The organism is Roseomonas chloroacetimidivorans (genome assembly GCF_049629625.1).
In the GTDB taxonomy this organism is placed as follows: domain Bacteria; phylum Pseudomonadota; class Alphaproteobacteria; order Acetobacterales; family Acetobacteraceae; genus Roseomonas; species Roseomonas chloroacetimidivorans.
In genome coordinates this window covers 1-11,520 of the sequence record NZ_JBNBZS010000123.1, presented here as the reverse complement: position 1 = coordinate 11,520, position 11,520 = coordinate 1, and the positions used below count along the sequence as shown (strand labels likewise).

Here is an 11,520-nt window from a genome sequence, read left to right as displayed (position 1 = left end):
TCCGCCCTCCCCGCTACCCTGCCCTACCCGGCCCTCAGAAACGCCGCCCACGGCGCTCCCAGACGCGTCTCTGGCCGTGTTGGGGGTCATGGGCGCGGGTCCCGGGAACGCAGAGCCTGCCGGCACTCCTCAGCCACGATCAGGAGGCTGTGCAGAGCGTCGCTTAGGTACGACTGGGCGGGGCTCTCCTCATTGATCCGACACGCCGCAACGTGCACCTGGCTGGCAGCCTCGAGCGCGTTGGTCATGCACACCGAGAGGTGCATCCGGGTCCGGGATGCCTTGGCCTCTAGTGCCTTGATCGCAGCCTCGGGATCGTACTCGTCCTGAGCGTCCATCACTTCCCCTCCCCCGCGAGTTGCCGGCGGGCTGTGACGACCCGCCCAATGGCCAGTGCCGCCTCCCGCAGCTCCGCCGGCGTGTAGGACAGCGGGTAGCGGCCCTGGCGGTGCAGCTCGATCTCCGCCAGGCACCGCCGGATCTGGTCCGTCGTCATGGCTTCCAGGGGCACCCCGTCGAGCACCACCTTCACGCCCCCTCTCCCCTCGGCGCGGACAGGCGGTCGCGGAGGGACTGGAGGCGGGCGCGCTTGGCAGCCAGGAACGCCGCGTCATCCTTCGCGAGAGGCACGCCAGCAGCGGCGTGGGCGCGTGCGGAGATGTCCATCTCCAGCAGCAGGCGATCGAGGGCGTAGGCGGCTTCCTGGTCGGCCACGCGACGGCCGAACTCGGCGGGCGACAGATCAGCCACGGAACAGCACCTCCTCGGCCAGCCGCGCCTTCGCAGCCTTGAGCGTGGCCGGCTGGAAGCTGCTCTCGGCTCGACCGTCGATGATGAGGGCGATCATCCCGGCCGGGCCCTTGCCCTCCGTCGCGCCTCTCCGCAGCAGATCCACGGCCCGGTCCACGCGGTGCCAGTCCAGGCCAGCCGCGCGCGGCTTCTCCTGCCTCGGGGACTTCCAGGGCGGGCGGGGCATCAGCCGGCCCTCCGGCGAGGGCTCGAGGTCGGAAGTGGGTTTAGTGCCTTTAGTGCCTCTTCGCCGCTCCCTTCCCGTAAACTGTCCTTCTCACCCTCCTTGCATACCTTATTCGGCAGCGTGTCATTCTGACACTTTCCGCGCGAAGAAGGAGAGAAAGCCACTAAAGGCACTAAACCCACTTCCTTCATCACGAGTTCACCCCCTCGACCTGCCAAGTCGTGGTGCCGTCGATCATCGGCATCTGCTTGATCCGGTAGCCGTCCACGATCCGGTCTTTGTGGTTCATCAACCACTTGCCGAGTCGCTTCCCGTTGATGACGCCGCCGTCCCCAGCGGCTGCCAGCAGCGCCTCGCGGAACTCCGGAAAGCGCAGTTCGGGCTTGGCGTTGAAGTCCACGCGGCCGTTCTCCGCGGTCGGAATGTGCGTCGAAATCGCGCGCTCGATGATCTTGCGAACGCTGAGGCGCGTTGTGCCTATCGCCTCTCTCCAACCCGAGAGGACCGCTGACAGCGCCTCGAGCTTCGGATCGCTCTTGCGGGCCTCGTCCATGCTGTCGGTCGGGTCTTCCTGGCCCAGCCACAGCAGGGCGTCACGGACGACCCGGCTCCAGTCCCCGAATGAGCCGAGCGGCTTCTTCTGCTCCGGCCGGCCGGCCACGAAGTAGGCGCGCAGAATGGTCAGCACCGCCGCGACGTAAAGCCCGCGGTCCTGCTTCGCGCGCTCCACCGGGTCGAAATCGAACTCCCGCAGCTCAGGGCGCTCCACCCCCGGGTCGATGCGACAGAGCAGCGCGCGGCGGGTCATGTCCCCAGCCAGCACCAGGTTGTTGCCGGTGGCCGTCACCAGGCTATTGGTCAGCAACTCCGGCGTCTCGCTCTTGCCGAGGATGCGCATGCGCACCATAGGCTGGGTGAGCATCTGGCAGAGCATGTCGCCGCCCACGGGCAGGTCGCAGTTGTCGATCGCGACGATCTGGTCCCCAGCGAGGAGGAGGGAGGAGAGACGCTTCTCCATCTCCACCTCGTCCTTGCCCTGAGCGATGACGGAGGCCTCGCGCCCGGTGCTGATCACACTAGCGATGTCCACCAGCTTGGACTTCCCGGACCCCGCAGTCGGCGCCGTGAAAGCGTGCATAGGCGCAGTCGGCAGGGACCGGCGAACGACAGCGGTCAGAAGAGCCGAAAGGGCCACTGACCTGTCGGTCTCGGACACGAAGGGGAAGGTGGAGATCAGGTCCAACAAGGCGGTCAGTGCCTTGTCAGCGTGAGCCTTGGTCGGATTCTCCCGAATCTCCGGGAAGGTGGAGCCCCGGAGGTCCAGCAGAAGCCCCGTCGCGGGGTCGTAGCCCGACCGGGCCAGGATCGTGCCGTCCGGCCGTAAGGTCGGCGCGTTGATGACGCCCGTCAGGACCGGTAGGCGCCAGCGGCCGGCGCGCTGCCGATATGTCTCTGCCACCTTCGCCGGGGCGTCGATCGGCACCCAGGTTTCGGACCGGCCGTCATACCGCTCCCAGTCCGCGGCCGTGGTCATGGCTTCCACCAGGGCATGGACCCCGACCTCGAGCACCCGGAGGGCATCCACCTCCCCCTTCCGCGGGACCGTGACGCGCACCTTCCCGGGCCGCACGATGAAGGCGCCCCGCTGATAGATGCCGAGATCCGCCTTCAGCAGGGCGTCTTCGGCCTGATCCACGATCTCAGGAAGCTGACCAGCGACGTAGCGGATGACCGGCGCGGCAGCGATGCCCGGGGCGGGACCGGGACGGGGCGCCTCATCCTCTGAGCGCCCGGACATGAAGTCGGGATCGGTCAGGTCAGCCGCCGACAGCCAGCCCTCCTCGAGCATGCGCCGGACGAAGAAGAGGCGGTCGCGGTCTGTGCAGTGGGAGTGCCGGCAGTGGATCACGAAGCCCTTGTTGTTGGCTTCGCTGGCATTGGTGGCGAAGGTGGCGACGTCCGCCCCGGCGTTGGTGTGCTCGTCCTCGTTCGGGCAGCGGATGTGGTGCTTCACCCCGTCGGCCAGGCGCCCGACGAACACCTCCGGCTTCCGGGCCTTCAGAGCCGACACGATCTCGAAGTGCAGGCCATGCCGCCGCGCCCAGCGCGTCAGGTCATGGACCTCGCCCTCCCCGTCCACCCATTCGGTCGGACCGTCGTGCCGAGGCTTCCGCTTCTTCTTCGGAGAGGCAGGGGCCTCCTCGCGCGCGGCGCCAAAAAGCCCGCCCTCTTCGGCTGGGGCACGCAGAGCAAAGACGTCGCACGGCGTCCCGTCTATAACGGCGGTCTCAGGGGCCACGCCACCAGCGGGGCGTCGCGGGAGATAGAAGAGCCGCGATGTGTCGGTGCAGGACTGATCATGGTCAAGCTGGAGGGCATGGGCCAAGGCCTCGACCCGCTCCTTCCAGGCAGCATTCGCGGCGGTCTGGTCCTTGTACTCGGTCGCGACCCAGGGCCGGGCCAGAGGAATGGCAATGCGGAACTTCGGGCAAGGGGCATGCTGGAAGATGAGGTGTTCGCCATCTACCCGGTCGATCACCGCGCCTACGGCGACGTCGGCGAGGTAGCCCTTCTCCTCCTCGAGGAACGCAGCCGGGAGATTCATCCCGTCGATCTCGGGCTGCTGCGCCTTCCACCGCTCCCAGTTGCTTCGCTTGACCCGGGTCTCGGTAGTCATGTGCGAATGGGTGGATGAGATGATGGCGGCCCAGCCCTTGGTCCTGATCTTCTGGGCGATCTGATCGAGGGGGTAGCCGGCGTCACTGTCGAGGAACGCGACGTCGATCCGCTCCGCTTCCTCCTTCTTCCGGCGCTCCCCGAAGAAGACGGCGGGGATGATGCACGTTCCTTCCTTGGCGCCCTCTTCGTGGGTCGTCAGGATCTCGCACAGGGCATCCCAGGACAGCGCGCGCCGGTCCTTCCACCCCATCTTTTGGGTGTAGGTGCCGAAGGTGAACCCGTAGGTGCGGCTAGCAGCCGTCTCCCCGGCCGCATGGGAAGTGTGCGCGTTCAGGACGGCTCACTCCCCGACCTGGCCGGGATAGGCCGCCTCAACAGCCGTCACGACAGCCTCGCTGAAGCGATCGGCGACATCGCGCGAGGGCCACTCGAGAATGGGGACGTAGCGGATCTTCCCATCCTGGCTCCGCTGCGCGTTGCCGTCCTTGTCGATCAGGGGCTTGGACGGAAGCGAGGCCCAGCGCTTGCCGTTAGAGCAGTGGACCGTGACGTCCTTGATCGCGAGCCCGTTCCGAAGGCGCACGGTGGCGAAGCCGCGGAGGGAGTTGCGGGAGAGGGCCTTCCACTCCACGATCTCGAGGCTGGTGCCGCTCATCACAGATCCCCCTTCTTCATCACCCGGAAGGGCGTGCCTGGCATGACGGTTCGGATGCGGCCGGCTCGAGCCATGAGGCCGTCCGGGCGCTTGGTCTGACGCATGACCCAAGAGGCTCGAACCTCGATCAGGCCGATGTGGTGGTGGTCGTAGAAGGCCCGCTTGTGGATCGGGCACGGGTGCTTGTGGACGATCTCGACCGCCCAGATGATGCAGCCCTTGTGCTGGATCGCGATATCAGCGACGGCGGCGACACGCTCGCCCAACACCTTGCCATCTACGATCGGGGGAAGCGCGTCCTGCCAGGGGCAGTCGCCTGTGTCTCCGAACTCCTCGTCCCAGACCTCGGAGCCGCCCCGGGCGTCGGTGAAGGGATACTCGAGCCAGATGCCCCAAGACGGCCCCGGCCGGTTGACCCGCCAGGAAAGCGGGCCGAGACGGGTGTACTCGTCATAGCCAGCTTCGGCGGCGACATCGCGGAGCCAGCCCGCGACGACCTCCTTGGCCGCCCGGTGCATGTAGCTCTCGCGGCCAATGGACGGCTCGGGAAGGCTGAACCGCCTTGTCCCGGGGCGCCTGTCCGGGCTACCCATTTGCGGGTCAATCATGGAGCGGCAATCTCCCTGGTTGGTGAAGGCGCCCGGTCCCCCCGCCAGGGGATCGGGTGCTGATTTGCTGAGGGCTCACCGGATCACCCCGGCGCGGCGAAAGAGCGCCTTTGCCTCGTCCAGCGACGCCACGATGTCCGCGTAGAAGCCCATGGCGTTCAGCCGGGCGATCATGGCGTCCTGGCCTGCCCGAACCCGTCCGCCCGGCTTCTTGACTTCGGGGATCGTGACGATGCCCCCCGGCCAGAAGATCACGAGATCCGGGAAGTCCTTGGTGACCCCGGAGGCACGCCGCGCCCGCCCATAGGCGAAGCCGTTTGTGTGGGCCTGCCCGGTTTCGTTCTCGACCTTGGTAATGATGGCCTTCGGGTAAGCCGTGCGAACCAGGCTGACGATCGACTTTTGGATGTCCATCTCCGAGCCGGTCGGCGCCCCGTTGGCCGCCTTTGGAACGGAGCGCGTCTTCCGTCCGCTCAGGAGGGACCGCATCTCGGGCAGTTCGAGCGCGTCGATCTCCGCGGCGAGATCGCGGTCCTGATCCACAAAGGCATTCATGCTTCCGCCCTTTCGGCGCGAAGCAGCATCATCCGAAGGGCCGCCGGCGAGATGCCAAGGCGGTCGGCAACGACCTCCTTGTCCATGCCGCGAGCGAGCATCTTCCGGGCCCGCGCCACACGGACAGCCGTCTGGGGCTCAGGCCGCCGATAGGGAGTGAGGGCGCGCAGCCCAGCGCGCCGGCACCGCATACGAACGGTGGCGTAGTCGAGGCCTTCGGCCCGAGCGATCTCGCCGTAGGAAGCGCCTTTCGCGAGGGCGCGCTCATAGGACGGCCAGCGGCTCATGCGATCACCGCCGCCAGCGTTGGCCCAACCTGATGCAGACCAGGCCGGCTGCCGTCAGTCGTTCCCCGCCCCACAACAGGGCCGCCCCGAGGCGCCCCAAAATCCATTCCATGCGTCGCCTCTAGGATATGAAGTTCGTGTTTGGCCCGGGCGATCCGGGTGCGCAGAAGCTCCGCGCGTGCAGCCTGAGCTGCGAGATACTCGGCGGCGTCGATCCGGCCGGCTGTTCCTTCAGCCAGGGAGCGGGCGCGGCGTTCGGTGATGCCGACGGTCCGGGCGAAGACCTCCAGCCCCCGGGCGCGGCCATGCTCCTCAATGAAGCAACGGACAGCGGCCTGGGTGGATTGCGCCACGTCCTTGGCGAAGATGGACAGCTTCATGTCGTGTGTTCCTGTGCATGCTCATGGACATGCAGGACGACGTGTTCACCAGACGCATTGCAGGAGTTGGTCGGGAGGGGTTGCAGCCCCTCCCCGCCCTGCGCGGCACGGACATCCGCACCGATAGAAGGAGCGCGGTACCCCTCGCGGACGAGCGCGCCACGCGCGCCAGCGATGGTGTAACCCTCGACCCGAAGCAGCCTGTCGATCACGCGAACGACCGCGATATCCGCCGGCCGGTAGTACCGGCGCTGACCATTCGCCCGCACAGGCTGAAGCTGCGGGAACTTGCTTTCCCAGAAGCGCAGCGTGTGCGTCTCAATGCCCAACTCGACGGAGACCTCGCCGATGGTGCGGAAGGCGCCTGGGGATTTCTGCGGGGAGCCCATCTAGCCCCTCCGCTCTTCTGCGGCCTCGATGGCGAGGTTACCCGCGATCAGGGTGAGGAAGGCCGAAATGGCGTAGTAGATGCAGCCGATGGCGGCGATGGTGATCATCACGCGGCCCTCCGCTTGCGTGCAGGCTTCGGCGTAGCCGCGCGCGCATCGAGCAGCGCCTGGATGCGTGGCCCAGCCTGGGTGCCCGGATACGGGCTCCAGGGCGTGAAGCGGCAGCGCGGCTCCTCAGACACGGTGAGAAGCGCCGCGCGATGCAGCGAACGGTAGGTGAGGCAGTGCTTGCCATCGTGGTGCAGTTCCACGGGCTGATCCGGCAGCCCGGCTTCCACCAGCGTGCGGAAGTAGGCGTGGGCGTCCCGGGATCGGGGGAGATCGACGCGCATGTCTCAGCCTCCCGCCAGCCACGTGACTAGCCCGATGACGGCGAGCCAGCAGACGATGGCGAAGGACAGGAAGATCGGAACCGGGTTCGCTGACCGCTCCGGCTCAGGCATCTCCGGCGGGGTCGCGCCCGTGCGGCGCAGCCCGGCGTGAAGGGGGATGATGCGGGCCATCAGGTTGAGACCTGCTCGGGGGTGGGGGCGACAGAGCGGGAAAGCTCAAATTTGCGGGCCTGTTCGGCGCGTCGCGAAACCACTGCATGAAAGTCGTCAGGAGTTACCTGCCGATCAGTGGCCTCCATGATCCTGGACAGCCATGACGAGCGCGGCATCGCGGCGCCCGTGGCCCACTTGGAGACAGTAATCGGATGCGCGCCAACCTTGGCAGCGAATTGCTCCCTAGTCAGGCCGACGGCGGCGAGATGTTCCGCAAGGGTCATGCCTGCAACCTAGCGCTGTCCGCTAAATCGAGGCAAGCGCTATTCGCTAAGGACCCCGTAAGAGGGTTGGTCACAGTAGGCGAAAATGGCGCTATGCCGAAGCGCCGCCGCTCCCACGCCCCCCGCATGCAACATCTTCGCGCCTGGCGTGAAAGTCTGGGCTTGTCTCGTCAGGAGGTAGTGAACAAGATAGGAACACTGGCTCCGGACGATTCGCCCCTGGACCAGGCCGCGTTGGCAAAGTGGGAATCTGGGGAGACCGCGGTGCGCGTTGAAGACATTGCGCTTTTAGCCCAGGTCTACGGCGTCACCCCCGATCGCCTGTTCTTTCCTCCCGGCGACGATCGCACCCCAGAGCTACTACGGAAGGCACATGAGATCATTACGAGCGGAGACCCGGAGGCGGTGAAACGATGGTTAGCGATGGGCGAAATCATCGCATCGACCACAACCGACAAAAAGTGATCGGCCTTAGCGAATAACGCTAGACTACTTTAGCGTCTCTCGCTAGCTTTCCCTCCCAGACAGCGGAGGGCACGCCCTCCCCGTGCGATGGAGGGCCGAGTGGCCAGCGAGCAGCTTCCCAGCGTCTATCCGTTCGACTTCGAAGGTGCGGCCGTGCGGGTCGCAACCGAGGCAGGCGAACCGTGGTTCGTCCTGGCTGACGTGTGCCGCGTGCTGGAAATCGAAAACAGCCGCAACGCAGCGGCCCGTCTCGATGACGACGAAAAGGGTGTCCGTACTATGGACACCCCCTCGGGCGCTCAACAGATGACCATCATCAATGAGAGCGGCCTCTACAGCCTCATCCTGACCAGCCGGAAGGCGGCGGCGAAGCGGTTCAAGAAGTGGGTCACCGCCGAAGTCCTTCCCGCCATCCGAAAGAACGGCGGCTACGTCGCGGGCCAAGAGAAAGTGGCGACTGGCGAAATGTCGGCCGACGAGCTGATGGCCCGCGCAGTGCTGATGGCTGACGCCACGATCAAGGACCTGACCCGGAAAGTTGCCGCGCTCGCGCCCAAGGCTGACGCGCACGACAGGATCGCCGAGGCGGACGGCAGCCTCTGCATCACCGACGCCGCGAAGACGCTTCAGGTGCGGCCGAAGGAACTGTTCGCCTACCTGCGCGCCAATGGCTGGATCTACAGCCGGCCCGGCAGCTCCGACATTGGACGGCAGGAGCGCATCAACGCTGGCCTGTTGGCTCACAAGGTGACGGCGGTGTCCCGGCCTGACGGCACCGAGAAGGTCGCCACTCAGGTGCGCGTCACTCCGAAAGGCTTGGCCCGTCTCGCGGTCGCCTTTTCTCCGACACTTCAGATGTCGGCCTAACCCACCCCCAACACAGAACCACCCGCCACCCCGGCCGGGAGAGAGGAAGACGAAGATGGCGAGCGAGACGAAGGAACTGCCGAAGGTTCAGGACGCGATGAGCGCTCACGCCATCTGGGGGCACCTTGGCGAGCTGCGTTCGCTGATAGGTATCCAGTGCGATGCGACGGCAAGCGTAAGCGCCAACAGCTACAGCAGCAGCGAACCCGCCCACATCAGCATCTATCCCCTCGGCGTTTGCGGCCACGGTGACGATCAGTTCTTCAAGGCCGAGACGTGGCCCGAAGCTTTCAAGGCCGCCTACGAATGGGCCTCTACCCGCAAGCCGATTGAGCGCGAGCGCGCCATCCGGCGCATGGCGCTCGACATCATCGACATCACCGACGCCGAGGGATCGTGCAGCGCCTACGCGCTACGTCGTCGCGGCTCCTACGTCGAGGAATTGGTCGAGGCTGCCTGCCAGCGTGCGGGCGAGATGAGTGGCAACGCGCCGTTCTCCGTCGGTCCCTGACGCTCACCTAGAGGGCCGGTGCGCCGACCCTCGAATGATCGTCAGACAAGGAGAACGAGCGAGATGGACGGCACTGAGAGCACCCTGAGCGCTGCGATCGCGCTGGCCTCGTTCCTGGCCGTGGCTGTGGCGATGGTGGGGTTGTGATGAGCGACGATAAGGAGCCTGGCGTGCTGGACGCGCTGGAAAGCGACCTGCCGCAGATGGCGGAAGAGCTTGCAGCAATGTTCAACAAAGACGCCATCGGCATGCTTCGGGATACCGGCCTCACTTTGGACGACGTGAACCCGTCGGTCAGCATCACCTACCACCACAGGAACGGGACGCAGTTCCGCGTGGAGTTGTCGGTGAAGGTGGGCACTGAAGATCGCGAAGACGAAGACGCGGATGAGATGGAGGACGGTCAGTGACCCAACCCGTACCCCCCACCCCGCAGCCGGGCGAGATGCGGGAGGCGTTCACGCCGGGGCCGTGGCGCATCGACCCCGAGTTCGATGGTCCGGCTATCGTGGGGAATGTGCATCGCGGACCTCTCAAGGGCGAGACCTTTGAGCCGGTATGCCGGGTGTTTCGCGGGCTCAATGCCACCGAAGCCAATGCCCGCCTAATCGCGGCAAGTCCTGACCTGCATCAGTGCACTGAACTGCTGGATGGTTTGTGCGCATGGCTACTGCACCGTTTTGGGCCGGATAGCCCAGAGGGACGTGAGGCGACCTTCCGTCAGGAGAAAGCCCGCGCCGCCCTCGCCCGCGCCTCCGCGCCGCAGGGAGGGGTGTGATGAATGCACGCGCGCAGCATCGCATCGAGCGGATCATGAGCGACGCATTCGAGCAAGCCGCCCAGGTGCTGGAGGAGGAAGTGCGGAAGATGCTCCGTGCCCGCCCTGATCGCTACTCCCGCTTTGTCCTTGCTGTTGGCTGGGGTCCAACGCTCTTCGACAGGGATGGCAAGGTTGTAGACCAGAACACCGGCACCAACGATGGGAAGCGCCCGATCTGCGCCCGCGCCAGAAAGCTGCTCGACTTCGCAGATGAGTTTTACGACCGATATGGCGCCGACAACCGTGAAGTGTGCGCCGCCGCGTCCCCGCAGGAGCAAGCTCCCAATGCCCGCTGAGACCCCGACCCCGCGCGAGGAGATGGTGCTGGCTCCATGTCCGTTCTGCGGCCACGACGAGGCTGAGTACCAGCGTGTTGAGAACCAGAGTGACGAGAACTTCGGTGGCATGTTCGTTGAGTGCAGGAACTGCCACGTCTGCACGCCGCTGATCTTCCCAGTCATGGATGATGTGCGGCCCGCTCTGTCCGACATCTGGAACCGCCGCACCCCCACGCCCAGCGCGGCGGTGGAGCAGGAGGAACCGGACAGTCTGTTCCGCAAGGTGTTCGGAGGCCCCTACCAGCCCCGTGTTCACCAGAAGTATGCGGCAGCCCACGCGGACACGATCAGAGACGAGATCGCGAAGCTGGAAGCGGCCGGTATGGTTTCAGCGGTGGACGTGATCGCGGCACTGGTCTTCTGGCGCGACATCGCGGACGAGCGCGCCAAGTTCATGGGCGACGCCCTGATAGAGCGTGAGAAAACCGCCGCTGTGGAGCAGGCGGGCGCGTCGTCGGGGGAGGCGATGCGGGAGGCAGGTATTCCGCAGAGCGTAGTGCGCGATCTGATGAAACGAGCAGGATACGACGACAGCCGCCCTCACCCAGACTGCTACACGCACTTTAGCTGGATTACGTTCTCCAAGTTGCTGTTCGCCGTCCGTGCAATTCTGGGGAATGAACGCCCTCCCCCGGAGCGTGCCACCCCTCAACGCATCGCCCCTCGTATCAGCATGACTGAGTTGGACGCGAGAGAACGAGCGATAGAAGACGGGTTCCTGAAAAAAGGGAATAACCCCCTCGCCCCGCCTGCCCCGGTGGAGACGGCCAGCGCGGGGGTGGTGGAGGCACTGCGTGATCTGGAAGACGCCTGCAACGAAATGGCGGGCGCGATCCCGGCCGATATCTACAACGCAATGACGGATCGCGTGCCCGGCATGGACGATCTGCGCGACCGAATGGACGCTGCACGTCGTGCTGCTCGCACCGCCCTCACCGCCGCCCAGCCTGCGTCGGGTGGGGAGGATTGGCAGCCGATCGAGACGGCTCCGAAGGGTGATGGTCGCTTCAACACACCCCGCATCCAACTGTGGACACCCACCCTGTTCGGCGGAATGGTCGTCACCGGTCGGTTCAGCGATGACGGGCACAGCCGTAAGCCGCGACCCTACTGGGGGTACGAAGGTCAGGACATCTCCACCGCGCGGGCGGCACCTCCAAC

General features: G+C 66.0%; 20 protein-coding genes. 7 read left to right on the top strand and 13 right to left on the bottom strand.

The window, feature by feature from the left end:
- Positions 1-86: 86 nt before the first annotated feature.
- The 13 genes from ACO1BU_RS33615 to ACO1BU_RS33555 all read right to left on the bottom strand — a co-directional run bounded on the left by ACO1BU_RS33615 (position 87) and on the right by ACO1BU_RS33555 (position 7,092).
- Positions 87-338, bottom strand: a complete 252-nt coding sequence (locus ACO1BU_RS33615; protein WP_424140285.1) for a hypothetical protein — start codon at positions 336-338, stop codon at positions 87-89.
- A complete protein-coding gene (locus ACO1BU_RS33610; protein WP_424140284.1) occupies positions 338-532 on the bottom strand; it encodes a hypothetical protein in 195 nt (64 codons plus the stop codon). The genes ACO1BU_RS33615 and ACO1BU_RS33610 overlap by 1 nt, the downstream gene beginning before the upstream one ends.
- Positions 529-750 (bottom strand): hypothetical protein, encoded by a 222-nt coding sequence (locus ACO1BU_RS33605; RefSeq protein WP_424140283.1) that lies wholly within the window; start codon positions 748-750, stop codon positions 529-531. The genes ACO1BU_RS33610 and ACO1BU_RS33605 overlap by 4 nt, the downstream gene beginning before the upstream one ends.
- The gene (locus tag ACO1BU_RS33600) at positions 743-976 is read right to left on the bottom strand and encodes a hypothetical protein (RefSeq protein ID WP_424140282.1); all 234 of its coding nucleotides are present in this window, start codon (positions 974-976) and stop codon (positions 743-745) included. The genes ACO1BU_RS33605 and ACO1BU_RS33600 overlap by 8 nt, the downstream gene beginning before the upstream one ends.
- 190 nt (positions 977-1,166) lie before the next feature.
- A complete protein-coding gene (locus ACO1BU_RS33595; protein ID WP_424140281.1) occupies positions 1,167-3,905 on the bottom strand; it encodes a hypothetical protein in 2,739 nt (912 codons plus the stop codon).
- A gap of 90 nt (positions 3,906-3,995) precedes the next feature.
- Entirely contained in the window at positions 3,996-4,310 is a 315-nt protein-coding gene (locus ACO1BU_RS33590) for a hypothetical protein (RefSeq protein WP_424140280.1), read from the bottom strand.
- The gene (locus ACO1BU_RS33585; RefSeq protein ID WP_424140279.1) at positions 4,310-4,918 is read right to left on the bottom strand and encodes a hypothetical protein; all 609 of its coding nucleotides are present in this window, start codon (positions 4,916-4,918) and stop codon (positions 4,310-4,312) included. Before ACO1BU_RS33585 ends, ACO1BU_RS33590 begins: the two co-directional genes overlap by 1 nt.
- Before the next feature lie 75 nt (positions 4,919-4,993).
- The gene (locus ACO1BU_RS33580; RefSeq protein ID WP_424140278.1) at positions 4,994-5,473 is read right to left on the bottom strand and encodes a VRR-NUC domain-containing protein; all 480 of its coding nucleotides are present in this window, start codon (positions 5,471-5,473) and stop codon (positions 4,994-4,996) included.
- Entirely contained in the window at positions 5,470-5,760 is a 291-nt protein-coding gene (locus ACO1BU_RS33575; RefSeq protein WP_424140277.1) for a hypothetical protein, read from the bottom strand. Before ACO1BU_RS33575 ends, ACO1BU_RS33580 begins: the two co-directional genes overlap by 4 nt.
- A complete protein-coding gene (locus ACO1BU_RS33570) occupies positions 5,757-6,140 on the bottom strand; it encodes a hypothetical protein (RefSeq protein ID WP_424138633.1) in 384 nt (127 codons plus the stop codon). The genes ACO1BU_RS33575 and ACO1BU_RS33570 overlap by 4 nt, the downstream gene beginning before the upstream one ends.
- On the bottom strand, positions 6,137-6,529 hold the full coding sequence (locus ACO1BU_RS33565; protein WP_424140276.1) for a MerR family transcriptional regulator: 393 nt from the start codon (positions 6,527-6,529) through the stop codon (positions 6,137-6,139). Before ACO1BU_RS33565 ends, ACO1BU_RS33570 begins: the two co-directional genes overlap by 4 nt.
- Positions 6,530-6,636: 107 nt before the next feature.
- Positions 6,637-6,921, bottom strand: coding sequence for a hypothetical protein (locus ACO1BU_RS33560; protein WP_424140275.1), 285 nt, complete (start codon positions 6,919-6,921; stop codon positions 6,637-6,639).
- 3 nt (positions 6,922-6,924) lie between these two features.
- Complete coding sequence (locus ACO1BU_RS33555) at positions 6,925-7,092, bottom strand: hypothetical protein (protein WP_424140274.1); 168 nt, start codon at positions 7,090-7,092, stop codon at positions 6,925-6,927.
- Positions 7,093-7,286: 194 nt separating this feature from the next.
- On the opposite strand from ACO1BU_RS33555, the gene ACO1BU_RS33550 reads away from it, so the two are divergent.
- The 7 genes from ACO1BU_RS33550 to ACO1BU_RS33520 all read left to right on the top strand — a co-directional run.
- On the top strand, positions 7,287-7,823 hold the full coding sequence (locus ACO1BU_RS33550; protein WP_424140273.1) for a helix-turn-helix domain-containing protein: 537 nt from the start codon (positions 7,287-7,289) through the stop codon (positions 7,821-7,823).
- Between the two features lie 99 nt (positions 7,824-7,922).
- A complete protein-coding gene (locus tag ACO1BU_RS33545) occupies positions 7,923-8,690 on the top strand; it encodes a phage antirepressor KilAC domain-containing protein (protein WP_424140272.1) in 768 nt (255 codons plus the stop codon).
- A gap of 55 nt (positions 8,691-8,745) precedes the next feature.
- Positions 8,746-9,201 carry a hypothetical protein gene (locus ACO1BU_RS33540; RefSeq protein WP_424140271.1) on the top strand — a complete coding sequence of 152 codons (456 nt, stop codon included), beginning with the start codon at positions 8,746-8,748 and terminating at the stop codon, positions 9,199-9,201.
- 146 nt (positions 9,202-9,347) lie between these two features.
- The gene (locus tag ACO1BU_RS33535; RefSeq protein WP_424140270.1) at positions 9,348-9,611 is read left to right on the top strand and encodes a hypothetical protein; all 264 of its coding nucleotides are present in this window, start codon (positions 9,348-9,350) and stop codon (positions 9,609-9,611) included.
- 35 nt (positions 9,612-9,646) lie between these two features.
- Complete coding sequence (locus ACO1BU_RS33530; RefSeq protein ID WP_424140269.1) at positions 9,647-9,979, top strand: hypothetical protein; 333 nt, start codon at positions 9,647-9,649, stop codon at positions 9,977-9,979.
- Positions 9,979-10,317: a hypothetical protein gene (locus ACO1BU_RS33525; RefSeq protein WP_424140268.1), complete on the top strand. Its 339-nt coding sequence runs from the start codon at positions 9,979-9,981 to the stop codon at positions 10,315-10,317. The genes ACO1BU_RS33530 and ACO1BU_RS33525 overlap by 1 nt, the downstream gene beginning before the upstream one ends.
- Positions 10,307-11,520 (top strand): Lar family restriction alleviation protein (locus ACO1BU_RS33520; protein WP_424140267.1); only part of this gene is annotated, 1,214 nt, incomplete at its 3' end. The genes ACO1BU_RS33525 and ACO1BU_RS33520, both read left to right, overlap by 11 nt.